17 protein-coding genes are annotated in these 19,196 nt (G+C 44.3%); 6 read left to right on the plus strand and 11 right to left on the minus strand.

Features of this window, described 5'->3' with window-relative positions; all coding sequences use genetic code 11:
* Positions 1 to 4 precede the first annotated feature (4 nt).
* From cas4 to mntA, 8 genes are all read right to left on the minus strand, one after another.
* On the minus strand, positions 5 to 598 hold the full coding sequence (gene cas4, locus QUB04_RS09630) for a CRISPR-associated protein Cas4 (protein ID WP_333283672.1): 594 nt from the start codon (positions 596 to 598) through the stop codon (positions 5 to 7).
* A 440-nt stretch (positions 599 to 1,038) separates the two neighbouring features.
* Complete coding sequence (gene cas6 / locus QUB04_RS09635; protein WP_333283674.1) at positions 1,039 to 1,881, minus strand: CRISPR-associated endoribonuclease Cas6; 843 nt, start codon at positions 1,879 to 1,881, stop codon at positions 1,039 to 1,041.
* A gap of 343 nt (positions 1,882 to 2,224) precedes the next feature.
* Positions 2,225 to 2,932, minus strand: a complete 708-nt coding sequence (cas5d, locus tag QUB04_RS09640; RefSeq protein WP_333283676.1) for a type I-D CRISPR-associated protein Cas5/Csc1 — start codon at positions 2,930 to 2,932, stop codon at positions 2,225 to 2,227.
* A gap of 5 nt (positions 2,933 to 2,937) precedes the next feature.
* On the minus strand, positions 2,938 to 3,951 hold the full coding sequence (cas7d, locus tag QUB04_RS09645; RefSeq protein ID WP_333283678.1) for a type I-D CRISPR-associated protein Cas7/Csc2: 1,014 nt from the start codon (positions 3,949 to 3,951) through the stop codon (positions 2,938 to 2,940).
* 43 nt (positions 3,952 to 3,994) lie between these two features.
* Complete coding sequence (gene cas10d / locus QUB04_RS09650; protein WP_333283680.1) at positions 3,995 to 7,303, minus strand: type I-D CRISPR-associated protein Cas10d/Csc3; 3,309 nt, start codon at positions 7,301 to 7,303, stop codon at positions 3,995 to 3,997.
* Positions 7,304 to 7,338: 35 nt separating this feature from the next.
* Positions 7,339 to 9,444: a type I-D CRISPR-associated helicase Cas3' gene (gene cas3 / locus QUB04_RS09655; RefSeq protein WP_333283682.1), complete on the minus strand. Its 2,106-nt coding sequence runs from the start codon at positions 9,442 to 9,444 to the stop codon at positions 7,339 to 7,341.
* Positions 9,445 to 9,446: 2 nt separating this feature from the next.
* Positions 9,447 to 9,902, minus strand: coding sequence for a type VII toxin-antitoxin system HepT family RNase toxin (gene hepT / locus QUB04_RS09660; protein WP_333283684.1), 456 nt, complete (start codon positions 9,900 to 9,902; stop codon positions 9,447 to 9,449).
* On the minus strand, positions 9,899 to 10,351 hold the full coding sequence (mntA, locus tag QUB04_RS09665) for a type VII toxin-antitoxin system MntA family adenylyltransferase antitoxin (protein ID WP_333283686.1): 453 nt from the start codon (positions 10,349 to 10,351) through the stop codon (positions 9,899 to 9,901). Before mntA ends, hepT begins: the two co-directional genes overlap by 4 nt.
* A 423-nt stretch (positions 10,352 to 10,774) precedes the next feature.
* Between mntA and QUB04_RS09670 the strand changes: the two genes are divergently transcribed.
* Positions 10,775 to 11,626 carry a WYL domain-containing protein gene (locus tag QUB04_RS09670; protein WP_333283688.1) on the plus strand — a complete coding sequence of 284 codons (852 nt, stop codon included), beginning with the start codon at positions 10,775 to 10,777 and terminating at the stop codon, positions 11,624 to 11,626.
* Positions 11,627 to 11,800: 174 nt separating this feature from the next.
* Here QUB04_RS09670 and QUB04_RS09675 read toward each other — a convergent pair whose 3' ends face one another.
* Positions 11,801 to 12,016, minus strand: a complete 216-nt coding sequence (locus QUB04_RS09675; RefSeq protein WP_333165316.1) for a hypothetical protein — start codon at positions 12,014 to 12,016, stop codon at positions 11,801 to 11,803.
* Positions 12,017 to 12,267: 251 nt separating this feature from the next.
* Between QUB04_RS09675 and grxC the strand changes: the two genes are divergently transcribed.
* The gene (gene grxC / locus QUB04_RS09680; RefSeq protein ID WP_333283810.1) at positions 12,268 to 12,582 is read left to right on the plus strand and encodes a glutaredoxin 3; all 315 of its coding nucleotides are present in this window, start codon (positions 12,268 to 12,270) and stop codon (positions 12,580 to 12,582) included.
* A gap of 130 nt (positions 12,583 to 12,712) precedes the next feature.
* On the opposite strand, the gene menD is transcribed toward grxC, so the two are convergent.
* On the minus strand, positions 12,713 to 14,758 hold the full coding sequence (menD, locus tag QUB04_RS09685) for a 2-succinyl-5-enolpyruvyl-6-hydroxy-3-cyclohexene-1-carboxylic-acid synthase (protein ID WP_333283690.1): 2,046 nt from the start codon (positions 14,756 to 14,758) through the stop codon (positions 12,713 to 12,715).
* Positions 14,759 to 14,773: 15 nt separating this feature from the next.
* Positions 14,774 to 16,207, minus strand: a complete 1,434-nt coding sequence (locus tag QUB04_RS09690; RefSeq protein WP_333283692.1) for an isochorismate synthase — start codon at positions 16,205 to 16,207, stop codon at positions 14,774 to 14,776.
* A 448-nt stretch (positions 16,208 to 16,655) separates the two neighbouring features.
* Between QUB04_RS09690 and menA the strand changes: the two genes are divergently transcribed.
* The 4 genes from menA (at position 16,656) to menH (ending at position 19,192) form a co-directional block, all read left to right on the plus strand.
* Positions 16,656 to 17,552 (plus strand): 2-carboxy-1,4-naphthoquinone phytyltransferase, encoded by an 897-nt coding sequence (gene menA, locus QUB04_RS09695; RefSeq protein WP_333283694.1) that lies wholly within the window; start codon positions 16,656 to 16,658, stop codon positions 17,550 to 17,552.
* A 151-nt stretch (positions 17,553 to 17,703) separates the two neighbouring features.
* A complete protein-coding gene (locus QUB04_RS09700) occupies positions 17,704 to 17,949 on the plus strand; it encodes a hypothetical protein (RefSeq protein WP_333283696.1) in 246 nt (81 codons plus the stop codon).
* Positions 17,950 to 17,954: 5 nt separating this feature from the next.
* Positions 17,955 to 18,374 (plus strand): retropepsin-like aspartic protease, encoded by a 420-nt coding sequence (locus tag QUB04_RS09705; RefSeq protein ID WP_333283699.1) that lies wholly within the window; start codon positions 17,955 to 17,957, stop codon positions 18,372 to 18,374.
* Between the two features lie 17 nt (positions 18,375 to 18,391).
* Complete coding sequence (gene menH, locus QUB04_RS09710) at positions 18,392 to 19,192, plus strand: 2-succinyl-6-hydroxy-2,4-cyclohexadiene-1-carboxylate synthase (protein WP_333283701.1); 801 nt, start codon at positions 18,392 to 18,394, stop codon at positions 19,190 to 19,192.
* Positions 19,193 to 19,196: the final 4 nt, after the last annotated feature.

The following is a 19,196-nucleotide window of genomic DNA, read 5'->3' on the forward strand; positions in this document are numbered from 1 at the left end:
CAGGTTAACTTGCTTCTTGATAGCGGTTGACTTTGGCGGCAGCTTGGGGCAGACATTGGGGAAAAAGACTGCATCCGGTACACCGAGCGGTGTAAACTGGTAAAGGGATATTTCCCGATCGCCAAAGAGCACCGACTTTTTCAATAGTTGCGATCGCATCCTGTCTCAATTGCTCAGAAATCTCCACTAATTGCCGCTGATGCGATTGCGCGTAATACACATATCCAGCCGCAATAGTTTTCCCCGTCATCTCCTCTAAACAAAGCGCTTGGGCGCAAACTTGCAACTCATCGTTATCCCATTCCCCCTTCCGTCCCCGCTTATATTCAACGGGGTAAATCTCACCCTCAGCCGACTCAATCAAATCCGATTTACCAATCAGTTTGTAGCGCTCGGATTTCAGCCAAATCGCCCGCACCTGCCAAGTTTCATTGCGGTTAATTTCGCCCATCGTGTGAACGCGATCGTGCAAACTTGTCCCTTCTATGGTATACTGATTATCGGTGAATTCTCCCGCACAAGACATTCGCCAGCAGCGGTGAGCGCAATAGGAGTATTGGTTGAGAGTTGCGATCGAAATGTAATCAGAATCGTTCATAATTTTGATGGTTTGTAGGAGATTAGTAATTGAGAATTAGCAACAGGCAAGATGCCTGTTCCACAAGAGTCTACTCGTTCCCAGGCTCTGCCTGGTAACACAGATCCGGAGGCTCTGCCTCCAATTTTCCTCCCTGAGCAAGCGAGGCAGAGCCTCTGGATATCGGTTCCCAGGCAGAGCCTAGGAACCAGTTATTTGAGGAATTAGTGAGCCGCCAGTCCGCCAGGGGTTGAAACCCCTGTCTCATAGCTAAAGTCGGTTGAAACCGACTGAAGAAGTAATTGAATCATTGATGATATTTTGAGCTTATCGGTAACAGTAAGCGCCAAGGTTGAAACCGACTGAAGCAGTAATTTAATCATTCATTCTTGCAGTCCTCTTCAGAGGACTTTAGCTTTGAGGCAGGGGTTTCAACCCCTGGCGGACTATGGGTTTTACGTTTAGTTATCAAGAACTTTTTTAACAACTATTCGCCTAGTCATTCCCATCCCCATCGGAGTTTTCCTCCCCACCCCGCAGTAAACAGCAAAATCAGCCAAAGCATTAATTTGCTTAATCACTAAGGGCTCGACATCTCCCAAAATCCGATAACTAACCTCCCCAACCATGCCAACAAAATCGCTTTGATAGTTTGTCAATTTTTCACTTCGGATATTGACAAATGTCGAAAAAAGTGCATCGAAGGAAAGATCGGGAATTGCGATCGGGCTGTACTTATTCCAGCGACTGAGGATACTATTAAAAACGCAGTCTCTAGTAGGAATCACTGAATCAAATTTCCCCTGTCGAAAAGTTGTAGGAGTCGCAAAACTGAAGGCAATTAAACGATTAGTTTCAGAAGCTTGTTCGTACAGTTGAGAGTAATCGCAAGCATTAGCCCAAGGCTGATCTACTTGGGGCGTTCCGAGAATCTTGGTAATCATCAAATCGGCTGGCCCCAAATGCCACGGCTTCGAGGGATTGAGATTCAGCCAAAGCTGAGTTAATTTGCCGAATAAAGTGTCATCAAGGAGAGTAATTCGCCACCAACAGAGGGTGTGTTCTGGAATCGGTTCTGTGTGTTCCCATTGCAGGAAATGGTGTTTTTTGAAAGGGCATTTTTTAGTTTGCAAAGGGCTGAGAGTGAAGGATTTTTGGGCGGTGGCTTCGTGGAGGCGATCGCCGAGTTTTTTGTCAACGGAGCTCACGAGGGTGAGGAAGAGGGCGTGCAGGTGTCTTCCGGTGAGGTATCCGGGGGGAATTGGGGCCAGGGGAAGGATGTTGAGGACTAGGCTGTGCGGCATATTTGGTTAATGGTTGGTGATTGTTGAAAGCATTGCAGACCACCAGGAAATGATATGATTTGCGATCGATTACCGATAATATTGTAGGGGCGGGTTTACCAACAATATCTGCCAATAATTGACAATCTCAAAAACCCGCCCCGGTCGGGGTATTACGGTCAAGCCAAGGGATATCATATGATAGGATATGGGAACGATCGACCATAATTGAAGATCGGGGCGGGTTTACAGAATCTCTCGTTTTTATTACAGATATTGGTGAACCCGCCCCTACAGTAATTATGGTAAATTGCTCGTTCCCAGGTTCTACCTGGGAACGCATTTCTAGAGGCTCTGCCTCCTATTAATCGGCCCGAAAGCGGTATTCCATACACGCCGGAATTTTGAGTTTGTCAAACTCGTAATATCGCCCTAGGATTTTGACATTTTGGATGAGGCTAACCGGAGGCATATTAACCACATCGTAGCTAATCACTTGATGGGAAAACATCACATCTAAAGGATTTAGCAGATAGGGAAAATTTAAGTTAGCTTCAGAAGTCGAGCGCTTCACTTCCTTCTGTTCTACGATTTCGACTGCTGCTTTGCTCATCCACTTTCCCAACCGTATCCACTTTGCCAGTTTGAGAGACTTCTCTGAGATTATGAAAAACTCAAATTTGCTTTCCGGCGCAATTTCTTTGGTTCTGCCAAAACTAGGGATATTTTTCTGAGTTTTCTCCATCTCAACGTGATAGTTGTTGTTGGCATATTTCCAAGTGTTGAGGGTAGAGGAGTGAGAAATAGATCGCCCCGGAGTAACATAAATCCCCTGTTGGTTGAGCGCCGTTAAATGCGTCTCGTATTTAGGAACTTGTTCGGGACAGAAATAGCGATAGGAATCTTCTTCAGAAACGGTGGTGGAATAGATTTCGCTATCCACCAAACCGAGGGCGTAACAAAGCGCGTAATTGTGAATTACCGGCTCTGTTTCGTAAAGTCTCCCTATCTCGCGAGTTGCAAAATAAAGGCTATCGTGCAACTCGATTTGACAGCGGTAAATAAAAGCCATTGTTGTTACTCCGTCGCTGCAACTGCTTTCTTACCTTTCTTGCCTTTTTCAGAACTCTTTAAGATATGTTTCTGAGCATAAGTTGTTGATTCGGTATTAGCTTGAGTCAGCATTGCTTGCAGTTTAGTTTCATCGCTGGCAATCGATTTTATTTCGGTCAAAAGGCTATTAAAAGATTCCCCTAGAAAATCGCGGTGCGAGATGCACTCTCCATCCATCAGTTCAGAAATTGCTTGATTTGCATGAGTCAAAACATCATCTTCATTGAGCGGATCTGGGGGATTAATTTTGCCAGCAGCACTCATCAAATCGTAGATTTTTTGCGTCCATCGCAGATTGCTAACAATCTCTCCATCACCAAAAATCACTCCGATCAATTCATTGCGAACTCGACCCGTGCGAGTAGTTTGCGCTCCGTAGTGCCGCGTTCGGAGAATGTTGTTAAAAACGTAGATAAAACCTGTTTCTGTCGGGTCTTTCAAGGTTACAATGCTGGGAAAAAAGACTTGAGGCAAAATGTGGTCTTGACTGTTAATGCGACTGGTTACTTCCCCCTGACGGCTCATTGTTCCACTTTCAAACGGTGCATTGAGGGTGAAATTGAGGTGAGAATCGTCGAAGGGAGTGATGGAATAAGCAGTGTCTACAACAACCTTGGATTTCTCAGAACCGGAATCGCCGATCGCAAAACCGTACAAAATACAATCAGGAGTAGTTTTGCTGAAATCAACGTTGTAGTCGCACTTTTCCCAGTCGCCAATTTTGTAATTTCGCAGCAACTCCCGTCCAGTTAAACGTTCTGGTGTAGATTGTTTCCGCTTAAACATTGCTAAACGGCTGATCTGCGTTTTGTCTTCAATTCCAGCACTTACTCTTGCCTTATTCAATTCCCCGTCTGTCTGAAACAGCGGATAAGATTCGGTGACGCGAACGGTGATGAAATGAGCATATTTTCCCATCGGTTTTGCGGGAATTTCATCGTGAAAAAACTTAGAATCAAGGGTTTTCAGAAATTTCATGGTTGTTTCTCCAGTACAATTTGATTGCAAAAATGGGGACTATTTAGGCTGACTCTGTTTCTGTTTCGGGAACTTCATCAGGTTCTTCCTGCTTGCGTTCCTTGCGTTCTTTGTCGTCTTCCAAGCGATAAAGGTAATCGCAAGTATCCCGGATTAAGTTGAGTTGAGTGCCTGCTAAACGCGCGCGATCGCCCTTCAAACTCCCATCAAAAATCACCTCCACAAAATACTTAGCAAAATCATAAATTGCTTGCCGTTCTTCCTCAGAATTTAAAGCAGGTTTCCACTTCCCATCAACAAAAGCAAGTGTCGGTTTTCCTTCCGCCGCCCGCCGCCGCACATTATTCATCAGCCTTGATAAACGTCCCCCCACAATATCTGTTAAAGATTCAGTATTGTTGGCTAAAGATTTATCAAATTTCAGAATAACGTCAGCAGCTTCGTCAATAGGTTTCAGCACCGCATTAGCTTTCGCATATTGACTTTTTGCCCGATAAAAGCGGCGGTACAGTTCGGTCAGTTCTCGCATTTGATTCACGGTTTTTCCCTCCGGTTCAAAGTAGTAGTAAAAATTTAGGTACAGGCGGATTTTGGCAATGGGTACGGACTCAAGTTTGTCTTGTTTTCGCAGCCATTTATTCAGGTAGTGAAAGACATAAAGAGGACTGGTTTCTAAATCGCGTGCTAAATCTGACAATTTCCCCCAGTCGGGATTGCCATCTTTTTTGCGGTTGACTTCTAAGTGAATGCAGTAAGCGGCACTTAGAGCATTTAGCGGTGAAATTTTAGGCGGATTTGATGGCGGAGGCAAAATGCCGTCTAAGCGATATTCATCTTGCTTAATTAGAGAACGAATTGCTTGATGTTCGCCATCAATCACAACGGTTTTTTCAAAATCTGCACCGCTAATGAATGGCGGTACTGGCGACTCGGATGCCACTGTTTTGACATCGAGAATTAGCGGTAAAGCAAAGGCTAACCAAGCTGGCATTACCCAAGATTCCGTATCTGTGGCATCTTTTCCTGGTGGCAATGCTAGGAAGAAAAAGGTCAGCGGTTGATTGTCTGGATAGCTTATCTTGAAAGTGCGAGCGTCTTCTGCTTGCAAATTCTCCTGAATCAATAATGAATCAACTTGTTGATAATTGTCAAGGGTAAAATTGGCAATTTGTTTGTCAGTAATTAAATGCTTGCGGATATCAGCATCAAATCGCGTCCTAGCAATCCAACTGTAAGCTTTCTGAAGAAAATTGTTGGTTTCTGGAGTAAAGAAGTAAGCGGGGTAAAGATAGAGATAGCGATATTTGCGCCCTTCAAAGTCTCCTCCTGTGGCATTGGTTTGATTCATCAAAATTTGTCTCAGCATGATTTCGATAGACCAAATTGAGCAAATTTGACGCTTGGCAGCTTGCGCGTTAAACAAAATTTGGCGGTTGCTGTAAACTTGGGGAGTAAATAAAGTCGCCGCCTCCATTTGTTCTGTCACAGTGTAAGCCGAACTCGACATCGCACAAACATTTTCGCGTCCTCTCCCTGTGATTTTTGCTGCACTGTACCGCGCCAATTCTAGTAAAAACGGATCGGTTTCAGGTTTGACAACTGCCCCCGTCGGCAAGGAAACAATGCGACTGACATACGTCCGCAAATCGTTCCAGCCGTCGGGAATTTCAAACTTTTCGGCGATGGGTTTGATGAGAGTGACTGCACATTCAACCATATCGGTTAAGACGGCGCGCACTTGAGTTTCATCTAATCCTTTATTTCGTTCAAAATACTGTGCAGCTAAGTAATACCAATCCAGAGGAACGCCGCCTGTTTTTTTGAGAGATTGGATTGCTTTTAAAGCGGGAATTTGGTCGGATAAACCTAAATGTTCCGCAAGTTTTTGAGTCAAATCTAATTCCGGCGGGCTTTGCCGTTTAGCTTTGGGCAATTCTTTCTGAGAATCACTCAAGCGTTCCTGCCATTTATTCCAAATGCCCCGACACAGGATATCGCCAAATTCTGCTAGCCTGTCTATTCGATAATCTTCGGGAAATTCAAGCTTCAATTCACCCGGCAAATCTCCATCTTTTTGGAAACTTAGCAAGCTGTCGCTGCGCTTTTTAGCAGAGGATGCTTTGGTGCTGGTAATGAGTTTGCAAGCTGCTTCGATGCTAACTCCCATGAGTTCGATTATATCAAAAAACAGCCAGTAGAATTCCCCAAATTTAAAGCCTTTTCCATCTCGGCTAAATCCTATTGTTTTGAGCTTCAATCTCTCGGCACAAAGGTTCTTGATTTTGGCGATAACTTGGTTAGGAATTTCAGCAGTTTCGATGGCAGGTGCATTGGTTTTAGCTAGATAAACAGCACCGTCTGGCAAGTAAAGCAGCGGCGTATAAAACTCTTTGGGATGAGCGTCCATCAGAGCATTGTTAATGATATTTGTCAATACTCCGCGATTGTCTGAAAGCGAGTGATAGCTAAATTTAAGTTGTCCGTTGCTGAGGCAAGTCAAAACTTCAGATAAACCGTTAGCTTCCGCATCGCTGGGATGTTTGATAACTGAGGCAAATAAGTCGGAAAGTCTGACTAAATTGGCTATAGTTCCTCGGATTCTACCATCGAGTTTAGGCTGCAATCCGCGAATTTCAAGACCGCGATCGCTATCATATTTGACTCCGGCATTGTTGCTCATCCACACAAGATCATCGATGTGCGAGCGCCAATTTTCCCCTAATAAACTATCTAATCCAAGTTGTTGAATTTTGAGAGCCACATAATCGCGTCCAAAATTGGGGGCTTCGTCTTTATGAGGTGGTTTGTCTCGCCACTCTCGGTTGGAAAATTTTTCCTCTGAATCGTTAGTTTTCAGCCATTCACAATAATCTGGAAATTTGTCGAAGTCGTGCAGGATGTACGATGCTATGAACAAAGCTATTTCTGTTTCACCGCAGTTGCGTTTAACTGGATTGGTTTCAGGTGTCTCTGTCTTGAGTTTCTTGAGAATTCGGTAAGTTGGGAATAAGCCGTTAAGCAGGTGAGAAGTAAAGGATTGGTCGTGTTTGCTGCGATCAATATTTTTGCCTTCGGCGCGCCTGTCTTCGGTAAATTGACCGCCTTTGGCTGTAGTTCCTGCGAGTCCTTGGATCAGCTTTGGCAAGACGTTTTCGGCGAAGGATGCTAAAAGGCGATCGCCCTCATTTCCTTCAGCTTCTAGAATGGCTTCTTTAAACAGTCGAACTGTCAAAAGTTCGTATTTTGCAGGAGTTTCACTGTCATCATTGGCTGTAGAATTTAACTCTAATGGTTCGAGTGGCAATTCATCAAAGTTATCGTCAAATAAAGATAGTTGTTTCCCGACCATCATTTTTTCTCCTATTGTTTAAATATTGCCGAAATTTTCTAGCATATCCAGCCTTCATCCTCTTTTGGCTTCAAGTGCCAAATCAGCGTCTCTAACAAAAGTGCCGATCGCCCAAATGCGATCGTGTAAGGTGGTCTTCTATCCTCTGGCTGGTCGCTTAAAGCATAAGCCTGAAAATGAATCGGCAATCCACACTTGGCTCGTAAAGTCATGCGATCACGATCTGAGATATAGCACACTAGACCTCGTGTAGATAAAGCACTACTAATTTTGTTAATACCTGCTGTCACCTCCAAGCCTTTCAAAACTTGAACCTTACCAGACTTGGCAATTGCACTCAAATCGTCTCGCGAACAATAAAACTGCCAATCTTCTCGCAATTCCCGATATCCAGTCAATGTCAAATAACACAAAGCTTTCTCAAACCGATTGGCTGCTAAGCCCGCCTTTTTAGCTCGCTTCAGAAAATCGTCTTTTTCTATTAACTCAGGAGCCAAATGAAAGTTACTGAGTAAACTGGGGAGATTATAAGTTTTAAACCGTTCTTTCTCAGGCTCGTTGGGATTAGTCATATCATAAATCGCACAATCTAACTGGCTGATGCCGCGAAAACTCCGGGCATCATCAATAACTTTTTGCTTGCCTTCACTCTGACAGTGCTTAATCTGTCCAAACTTTTTCTTGACACTAATATCTAGAGTTTTTTGGATATCAGTGCCGAAACCTTGGGCAGCATTAGGGTAATAACGAGACAGCCTCAGCAACTCAGAATATACGCAAGCTGACTGAATTCCGCCCCAGCGTTTGGGATACTGTCGAAACTCGTTGACATAGCCGTAATGCTGGCGGATAGCGTCGGACAAACTAATGCGCTCGCGCGTTTCGCCATCTTGCAGCGGGTGATTTTCAGCCTCAAACAGCCTCTCTACAATAAAGTTGGGTAGCAAAGCATAAGCTTGATAAATGTCAAAGCCTGGATGTCTCCCCAACCTACCGAAACGCTGAATAAAATTCCCCGCATCCGCCGCTTCAAATACTAAAAAATTAATCCGAAAGTCAACTCCCACATCAATTGTCGATGTTCCCAAAAGTAAGTCAGCGTCTTCAACAGATTTAGACTTCTCTGTCTCACCAGTCAATCCAGTATTTTCTCTAACTTTCAATCCCAGCGGTTCAAAAATCGCCTTGAATTTGGGGACTAAGGTTTTTACAGCGGCGATCGAGTTAAGGATAATTGCACCTTTACTCCCAGGATTATCTTGAAAAAATTTGAAAATTGTTGTTTCGGCATTTTCGACAATCCAATTATAGCTGGAACGCAGGTTTGGTTCTAACTTTTGCGGAAAACTCAAGTTAATCGGATAACTAATCTGCCGCCAGTTGTCGCCGGCTGCAAACCGATAACCTCCCTGCTTGACTGGATCGATGATGCGATACTTTAATCCAGCTTTGGATAAAAACTCCTCCAACAAATCGTTCGGTGTAGCAGAGAGGAATAAAAACTTTTTGCCTGGAAATGTGTGTTTAATTAACAGGATGGCATTGATGACGCTGGCAATTTGGGGAGATGAAAAAACGTGGAATTCGTCAAAGATAAATAGTTTGTAGTTGTCGTCAATCTTGGCAAACAGGCGATCGGGGTTATCTCCTTGGCCTTTTTGGTTTCGCCGCAAGTAGCGGAAATCGTGGATGTAGTGGAAGATGTCGGGATTTGTCAGCAAAATTTCTGAGTTGTCGGCGCGATCGCACAATCCTGCTAATTTTGAAGAAAGTTTGTTTGTGGCAATAAAATCCTCAAGAATCGCTGCATTCAAACGATAAATTTGCGGGTCGTTTTCCGGTTTAAACAGTGCTTTGTAGCCTCTTACCTGTTTTTCCTGATCGCGCGCCAGTTCGTTTGTCGGGTACATTGCTAAAGTGTACGTGCGATTAGTCACGGCTGCCAGAAAAGCTGCTAAACTTTTACCGTCCCCTGTCATCGCTGTATTGAAGACAACATCAATAGTTGGGTCTTTCAATGCTTCGTAGGTTTCGACTTGATGTCGCGAGAGTCCGTCCCAGCCCCTAGGTAAGGTAATGCCTGATGGAAGCGTTTGGGCGGGACATGAGTACACGGGTTTAAGAGTTATAGAATAATTTGCCATTTTTAATCTATTCCCGATCTATTATTGTCTCGAATAGAATCTAGATAAGTAGTGACTTGCCGTTGATAAATCGGGTATTTATGCAATACAATATCGATCGATTGATGCACTTTTACAGGATCGATTGCATCATACAGATGTACCAAGCGGTTACGCAAAACACCGGATTGAGATAGGATTTTAGCTAACTCCGCTGTTATAATGCCACAGTTGCTAACTTCTATAAAAACATCAAAGTTGCTATTCGGTTGCTGGACTTCTAATCGCTTGAGCAAATATCGATTGACATCAATTGCAACTTGAATAATCAGTTGCAACAATCGTTCTATAATTAACTGCTTTCCCCGATCGCTAAGATATTCTTCTAAAGAAATTGACTCAAAAGAACTTAAACTCTCTAGATAGTCTGTCATAAAATCCAGCTTAGCTAAGACGATCGCAGGCTCAATCTCCTTCATACTCCCCTCCTTTGCAATGCAATCTCGATTTTTTGTCGCAGATTCTGACGCAGCACTTCTAATTCTGCATCAGTCATCAAACATTGTTGTTTAAAAGCTTCAAATTGATCTGATTCTCTTTCGTAGATTAAAATTCCATCTCGCGCCACAAAATGAGCAATTAGCGACGAACAGCGATGTAATTCCACAACATCAATTTCATCACTATTGATTCCAAAAACTTGACCCAAAATTCCTGGAACTTCAAACCAAGAAAATCCCCGGTCTTGGCAATATTCTTCCCTAAGCTTTTCATCGTAAAGTGCGGCAAAATCCCAATCACTTTTTGGGTGAGTATCGCATCTGGCACGAGAACCAAAGAGAATTAGCATTTTGAGGTAAGGAATTTGTTCGGGAAGTTGTGAAGCAATTTCCTGAAGTTCAGTCAGCGTTGGGGAAATTTGGAGCATGGTTAACTTTTGTAGGGTAAACAAATTCGACGACTAGGACAGATAAATTTTTCTAGTCATAATAAATTGTCTCTAGCACTCTATCTTTACAGGGGTAGAAGGAGAAAAATTCCCTCCAATCCCCTGACAAAATAGCCTTACACCCTATTATTGACGTTCAGCAACAATCGGTTTCGTGCTACTGCAGGCTCAGGCGACGTTTCTCAAATTCAGTCCTGAACGCATAAAACCAAAGAAACCGGGTTTTTATACTCGAACTGTCGGGTAGAACGCGTCTTTTCGTAAAAAAACCCGGTTTCTGACTACCATGCGTCCAGGACTGAAATTTATAGCCTTCGTTATCTCTGGGATGTTTGTACTTGCACTAAAATAATATTTACATTGAAAACCCAATCTGTCAAGTGTGCAATTACAATTTATTTAATGCCCCGCAAAAAAGAGACAATTACACTTTCAATTCCGACCGGAACCAAGGAACAGCTAGAGGCGATCGCCCTTCGCCTCGGTATCAAATGGGGCAAAAGTCCCAGCGTGTCTGGGTTACTGGTCGCGATCGCCCAACAAAAAATCGAAGTGGGCGAACCCTTTACCCTCAATTCAGTGCAGGTACAATCCTTGAACAAAGCCGTCAAATTCCTCAACGACTCTGGCGAAGTCGAAGCCGCCCAGATCGTCATGGCATTACTTTTGGACAAAGCCAATCTGGAAACCCCTTTCCGGCAAAAGTTGCTCGAACAAGTCAACCAAACTGCCGAAGCGTGGCGGCTTCGACTCAATCAACTGATTGACGATCGCCAACCGTTCAGGCTGTTTTACCAGTCAGGCAAAGACAAATTGAGCGAATTTACTGCCCGCAGTGCCAAAATTCGCCTCTACGACAAGCGCCTGTACCTAGAAATCTGGTGCGACGATGCCGATCCCAGAGAAATCCCGGAATTAGCTCACAATCGGTGTTTGCGTTTGGACAAGATTGTTAACTTGCTACCTGCCAGTGAAAATTGGCGCGAAACCATAGACTATCTGGAAGTACACTTACACTTTTCAAGGGGATTGGCTGGAAACTATGAATTCAAACCGGATGAAGATGTGGAAAATGAAATGGTGGGAGACGTGCGCCATGTAGTGAAGCGGGTATCCAGCCGATTCTGGCTGTTCCGAGATGTGCTGCGGTACGGCAAAGACTGCGTGATTGTCTCGCCCCAGAATGTGCGCGATCGATTCCAACAAGAACTGATCGACCTCTGCCGCCAGTACAACCTGGAAATCCGCGATTAAATCAAAAAAAAAGCAGCCTGTAAAGGCTGCTTTGACAAAAAAACCGTTGTTGAGTTAGAGGAGAAAACTTTAAATCGAATTCAAATTACTGCTGTTTCAACTCCTGCCTGAGTTTCCACTATTTTTATCTACCGCTGACTCACCTTGCCTTCAGAACAAAACTTCAAACCCCGATTAGAATGCTGCTGAAAGTTCGTTGACTACTTGGACTCGGCCTCTGAGCACCGCCCGCAACAAGCGGTTGACACAGCCTCTGTCTTCATCATTCAGAGAGTCGTCGAAGGTGGCGGCCATCAAACCGTAGCGATCCGCCAGAGTCAAAACGCCTGTATCCGTTACAGAAGCGAGGATTTCAGAGATAGCGCCGGGCAGGAGTTGTGAGGGGTTCATGGCAGTGCGGTTGAATTCGATATATTTATCATCTTCTGGTTTCCTCAAAAGATCGGTGATATTAATGAGGGCGCGAAGGTGATTGTCAGGGGTGAAAGCAAGTGATCCGAGTAGAGTCAAGTTGTGATTTCGGTCACAGGGCGATCGCCCGACAGCTTAAAACCCACCTCTGGCAGATGCGCCCATACCAGCGGCATTTATACATTGGGTATGATTTCTAAATGAGTTCCACCCTTACCCCCGTACTGAAAATGCTTGATTTTCTCAATCCCATCTTGGGCCGCAAGCCCGATCGCATCAAAGCCAATGTGGAAATCTATACTTGGCAAACCTGTCCCTACTGCATCCGCGCCAAAACATTGCTGTGGTGGAAAGGCGTAAATTTCACGGAATACAAAATTGATGGCGACGAAGCAGCTAGAAAGGCAATGGCCGATCGCGCTAACGGACGCCGCAGCGTACCCCAAATTTTCATTAATAACCAACACGTAGGCGGCTGCGATGACATTCACAAACTCGATGCAGAAGGACAGTTAGATCCGCTGCTAGCTCAACCCGTCGTCTAAACTGAGATATTGCAGCATTCCCAAGAACAGGCAAGATGCCTGTTCCACAAAGTGTGAATTTTCTGCTTGTGGGGAGTAGGGGTTGGGCCGAAGAGCCCGCCCCCGAAAGGCTTATTGACAAAAGTCCTTACTACGAACCTTTGGCAAATTTACCTAAATTATCTTGCCGCCATTTAGCATCCGATCGCCTGTCTGTTTGCAATTCTAAGACGCGAATCCCGCTATTTGGCAGCAAACTTAATTTTTGTTTGAACTGTTCCCAATCCTCAATTACCTCGTGTTCCACGCCATAAGTTGCACACAACTGAGCAAAATTTATCTGCTGCGGCGTGGCAAAAAACTCTTCAAAGGGCGGGTCAAATTTGGCAACGGGCAACATTTCAAAAATTCCGCCGCCGTTGTTATTAATTAATATGATTGTCAGATGACCGACAAATTTATTTTTAATTAAAAAACCGTTTGTATCGTGCAAAAGTGTTAAATCGCCTGTTAGCATGATGCTGCTTTGATTGCGGTGAGCAACTCCCAAAGCTGTTGATAATATGCCGTCTATACCGTTAGCGCCGCGATTGAAAAAGGGTTTGATTTCTAAGTTGTTCGGCTTCCAGAAAAACTCTACATCTCTGACGGGCATACTGTTGGCAATAAATATCGGTGTTCCAGGTGGCAAAATTTGGGAAAGCAGCCAGGAAACTTTGGGCTCGATTATGTTGTTAATTGTTGCTATTTTTTGGTCTATTGTTTGTCTGACTTGGATTTCGGTGTTGTGCCAAAGTTGGAGGTATTCGTTTGAGGGAGAGGTTTGAACCCCCCCTAACCCCCCCTTGCTAAGGGGGGGGACAAGAGTTGACTCGCCCTTGTTTAGGGGGGGGATTTGAGTTGACTCGCCCTTGCTAAGGGGGGGGATTTGAGGGGGGATATTAGTGGTAGCAGGGGCTCGATCCCCCCCTAACCCCCCCTTAATAAGGGGGGGGACAAGAGTTGACTCGCCTTTGTTCAGGGGGGGGACTTGAGTTAATATAGTTGCGAGATTAGTTGCGAGGTTTTCTAGGGAGGTTCGCAGGTGAATTGTTCGGCCGTGTAGGGGATCGAAGTTGTGGTGGCTGGGGTCGATTATGTAGCGTTTTGGTTGGGTTTTGTCTAGCCAGTTTCGCAGTTCTTTGCTTGTGGGTAAGTCTCCGAGTTGAATGGCGATTTCTGGGGTTAATTTATCTGCTAGTTCGCGGTTTCGCAGGATTAAATCGTAGGTGGAAATTAGATGGGGGTTTAGTTGGGCGTGGTTTCTGACTGGGGATAGTCCTTCTGCTAAAACTGGCCAGTTTAAGGATTTGGAAATTTGGCCGATCGCACTACAGTATTTTTCGGCAAATTGAGGCTGTGCAACGCCTGCAATAATAATCCCTCTGCTGCATTGTTGCCATTTTTGAATTATGGAGTCAATAACTTGTATTGTGGTACGGGCATCTTGCCCGTCTCTTGTTGTGGTACGGGCATCTTGCCCGTCTCTGGAAATTGGCAGGCAAGATGCCTGCCCCACAATAGAGCTTTCTCCTGCAAAAATTGGTTCTAATCCTGCAAAGAAATCTTCGGGATTAAATTGTGTTTCTAAAGCTTCTACAGCTATGTCTGGAACGGGTACCAGCGGGTCACGAAAGGGGATGTTTAGGTGGACGGGGCCGGGTGTTGGAAAGATCGATCGCTCCCAAGCATACATTACCGTCTGCCGCAGATAGTCTAGCATTCCTGTGGACGCAGAAGGTATAGCTAATTCGGCTTGCCAGTTCGGATAATTGCCGTATATTTTCACTTGGTCGATCGCTTGTCCGGCGTGACAGTCCCGCAGTTCGGGAGGTCGATCGGCGGTAAATATTAGCAGCGGAATTCGACTTTCTCTGGCTTCTATTATCGCAGGATAAAAGTTGGCGGCAGCGGTTCCTGATGTACAAATTAGTGCTGTTGGTAAACGGGATTTTTTGGCAATTCCTAATGCAAAAAAGCTGGCTGAACGTTCGTCAAGTATGGGAATAGTTTCTATTTTGTTGTTCAGGGCAAAAGCTATTGTTAATGGTGCCGATCGCGAACCGGGACAAATCACGGCGGTAGTTAATCCCAACCGCTGCAATGTCTCTGCTAATATTGAACACCAGAGAGTGTTTGTGTTGCGAAAATCAATCATTTTTCTAATATATTGCTAAACTAAAGCATTTAAAAGTGCCTGCAATTTGAGCTGAATTTCTGCTAGTTCTTTTTCGGGTTCCGAACCCGCCACAATACCAGCACCAGCATAAAGTATAGCCCGATCGCCATCGATTAAAGCCGAGCGAATGCCGACGGCAAATTCGCCGTTGCCGGTGCGATCGATCCAGCCGAGGGGCGCTGCATACAAAGAGCGATCGCAGCTTTCGCAGCCGCGAATTTGCTGTAGGGCAATGTCTCTCGGTACGCCCGCCACCGCTGGCGTTGGATGCAGTTGGGATAAAATCTTTAATAAATGAATATCACGGGGAATTCTAGCCCTTATGGGTGTCCACAAATGCTGAATGTTTGACAGTTGCAGCAGCCTGGGAACCGGGGAAAAGTCGGGATTGATACCGAGACTCGACAGGCGATCGACTATAAAATCAATTACAACTCGGTGTTCTCGAATATCCTTTTCGCTGTTGAGTAAACCTTTGCCTAAATTCGCATCTTCCGCTTCATTTTTCCCCCTCGGTGCCGAACCAGCTAAGGCATCTGTTACTAATTCATTTTTGTGAATGCTGATTAACCGTTCTGGACTGGCACCGATAAAATTTTGACCTTGGCCGTTACTGGTGGAAAATACGTAGCAACCGGGATAAGTAAGGCGCAAGTTATTTAAGGAATCTATTAAACTGAAAGGGGTTTGGGAAATGACATTTATTGCTTGGGACAAAACAATCTTACTAAAATATTGAGACTCAATCAATTTTAAAGCAGATTTGACTGATGTTTTAAAGTGAGTGGCATCGTTCACAGGGATTTGTTTTAAAAAGATCGAACTGTTTCTAATAGAAGTTATTTTGGTGTAAGAAATCGACGCAATTTTATCGAAATTTTGCCAAATATTATCCGTAATAATCTTAATATTTAAATCTCGGTGAATGATGGCATTTGCAACAATGATGCAGCTATCTTTCAGGCGAGTAATCTGCCATTTTGGTAAAAATACGGTGCCAGGGGGAAAGTAAGAATTGGTGGCGACATTCTCATCGAAAAAAGCAAAGCTACAAAAAAAGTGCGGCCCGCTGAAGGGCAAGCGTTCTGTACCGATGGTAATTGTTCGGGCAAGACAAGATTGAATAAAATTTTGAGCGAGGGTAAATCGATCGCTTCCGGCTACTGTTAAATGGATGGCCGAATCTAGGGCGGCGATCGCAAAACTGTTGCCGGAAATAGGGTCTCTTTTTTCAAAGTAAAAGTGCCGCTGGCAAGGTTCGGAAATCTCTTGAAGTACAACTAGCGGATCGACGGGGGCAATCTCCTGAGAAATACTAACTATTTTTGTTTGATCTTTTTCGGTTAAAGACTGCTGGCAATCTAACAGAAACTGATGCAGTTGATTGCGGTCTTGTAAAAGATTAGCGCGGTGCGGTATTACTGTCATGAAAGCGAGAATAGCAGATTTGTCAGAAAGAGTGCGGTTTTGTCCCGCTAGAACCCCTATTTCGATCTAAGCACGGGAGGGCGATCGCAAAACATGACCTTTCGAGTTTCCCGGAAAGTTTGGGCTCAGCGGGGGGCAAAAAACAGACGATCGTCTTCGTTGGCGTAGCCCCCGTAGGGGCGGGCTTTCCTTCGGATCGCAACGCTTTCGCCAACGCGCGATCGATCGAAACATTTAGACATAAAACTTTAAGATTGAGCGACTCAATTTCGACTCTCATGCGATCGACCTCGCAGAGGTTTGCAGACGGGCATTACCGGGCGCGGGATCGCCCGCAAAGCCTCTCAAGGGATGCCCGCCGCGCACTCAACCAGATACAGAGTAGAGTTTCTTCACCAATAAAATTGTAAAATTACTACGCTGCTATCAATTGCATCAAGTTTGTGTAATGACAACAAAGTTAATTGAACGTCCAAATAGTAAATTGTGGCTGGCGGCCATCAAGCCGCCCATGTACAGCGTTGCGGTGATTCCTATTTCAGTAGGAACAGCAGTTGCTTTTGCCGAAACTCAAACGATTAATTCGTCAATTTTTTCGACTTTTTTAATGTCAGCCATTTTGATTATAGCATGGCTGAATCTCAGCAATGATGTATTTGACTCGGAAACAGGCATCGATAAAAACAAAGCGCATTCCCTAGTTAATTTAACCGGAAATAAAGCTTTAATTTTCGGGCTGGCCAATCTGTTTTTAGCAGTCGGAGTGTCTGGAATCTGCGCCATAAGCTGGTGGCAAAAAGACCCAACAGTAATTTTGCTAGTAGTTTTATGCTGTGCTCTGGGCTACACTTATCAAGGGCCTCCGTTTCGTCTTGGCTATCAGGGTTTGGGGGAAATAATCTGCTTTTTCACTTTTGGGCCGCTAGCCTTCGCCGCTGCTTATTATAGTCAGACTCAAACTTGGTCTGCCACTAATTTGGCGGCTTCGGTTATCGTGGGAATTACTACGAGTATCATCTTATTTTGTTCCCACTTTCATCAAATTGCGGATGATTTGGCGGCGGGTAAAAAATCGCCGATTGTGCGACTCGGTACAAAGAAAGGTGCCCAGTTGTTGCAGTGGTTGTGCGGGAGCGTTTATGCTTTGACGGTGCTATTTGTGGCTTTGGGAATGTTCCAAATTTGGACGCTGTTGATTTTTGGGAGTTTGCCATTTGCGATCGACCTTTGCCGCCATGTCACAGACTATCACGACCAACCGGCAAAGGTCAGCAACTCTAAGTTTATCGCAGTTACGCTGCATTTTTCGAGCGGATTGCTGCTGGCGTTGGGCTTTGGTTTGTAGATCGGGCGATCGAGAATTCCGGTAAACTGGAGGTATGGTTTGCTAAGCTGAGGGAGTTGGGGGAGTTGGCAGAGTTGGGCGACTTCTCAAAATCTTCTTTAATTCAGCAATCCGTACCTCACATTGAATCGTAAAAAAGGAGAATCAAAGCATGAGTACGCAAGTAGAAATTGACAAAATCCTCAGCCTAGAAGAAATCATCCACTTATATCCTAGCGAGTGGGTGCTAATTGCTTACACTGAACTGGATGAGGATTTGAATGTAATTCGAGGTGAAGTTTTAGCACACTCACCGGAGCGCGATTTGCTTTACAATAATGCTTTGTCAAGGAAGGGAAAATCGGTGGCAATAGAATACACCGGCCCTATCCCTGAAGACTTAGCAGCTATGTTGTAACAAAAATGCCAGATTATCAAAAAGCTTATCGCTTGTTGCGTCACGGACGAAATTTGCTCGCGGTGCAAGCAACCATTGGTGGAAATAATGGTGACGCTACTGAATATCGGGTGCGTTTATTGGTAGATACAGGAGCCAGCTACACAGTATTGCCAGTTAAAACATTAGAGGATTTGGGTTACGATACGCGCAATCCTCTACGCAGGCAAGAAATCTTTACAGGTCAAGGAAGAATCTATGTTCCTGTAATTAATGTATCTTGGTTTAATTGCGTGGGTCAACTAATAGAAAATTTTGACGTGTTTGCCCACGATATACCGCCAAATCTTCGTATAGATGGTCTTCTTGGTATGGACTTTCTCACTCGTTTTGGGGCAATCATCTCTGTTGCTGATGCGGAAATCAGATATCAGTCAATAACGTAGATTCACTAATTTTGGAAATGGCCAATTTTAATAATTATCACTTTCACTATTTTTTAACTGACCGCAATAATCAGCAAAAAATTTTATTTTTGCATGGATTCACGGGAAATTTTCAAGATTTTAGCAGCGTCATTTCCTTACTATCTAAAAATTATGGCTGTCTAGCAGTTGACCTTCCAGGCCACGGAAAAACTAGAGTCAGCGGCGACGAAAGTTGCTACAATATATCAAATACAGCCCAAGCATTGATACACTTATTAGATAATTTACAAATAGACAAATGTTTGTTGTTGGGCTATTCAATGGGCGGGCGATTGGCACTTTACATGACATTACATTTTCCAGAAAGATTCGAGAAAGTAGTGTTAGAGTCAGCTTCTCCGGGATTGAAGACAGAAAAAGAGCGATCGCACCGCCGGCAAGCCGATTTACAGATAGCACAAAAGCTGGAAAATAGCAATATTAAAGATTTTTTATTAAACTGGTACGAGCTCCCTTTATTCAAATCTTTAAAAAACTCTCCCAACTTCGACAAACTCATAGAAAGCCGCTTAGCAAACAATCCCTTAGAATTAGCCAAATCCCTCCGCAACATGGGAACAGGCAACCAGCCCTCTCTCTGGGAAAAACTCGCACAAAATCAAATTCCCATCCTCTTGCTAGCGGGAGAATATGATGATAAATTTACAACTATCAATACCGAAATTGCCAAATTGTGTCCGGCCGCTACTCTGGAAATTGTACCAAAAGCTGGCCACAATATCCATTTTGAAAATATTGATAAGTTGGGAGCGGTTGTGAGACAATTTTATGATTAACTAA

The organism is Microcoleus sp. D2_18a_B4, from assembly GCF_036702475.1.
Taxonomy (GTDB): domain Bacteria; phylum Cyanobacteriota; class Cyanobacteriia; order Cyanobacteriales; family Microcoleaceae; genus Microcoleus.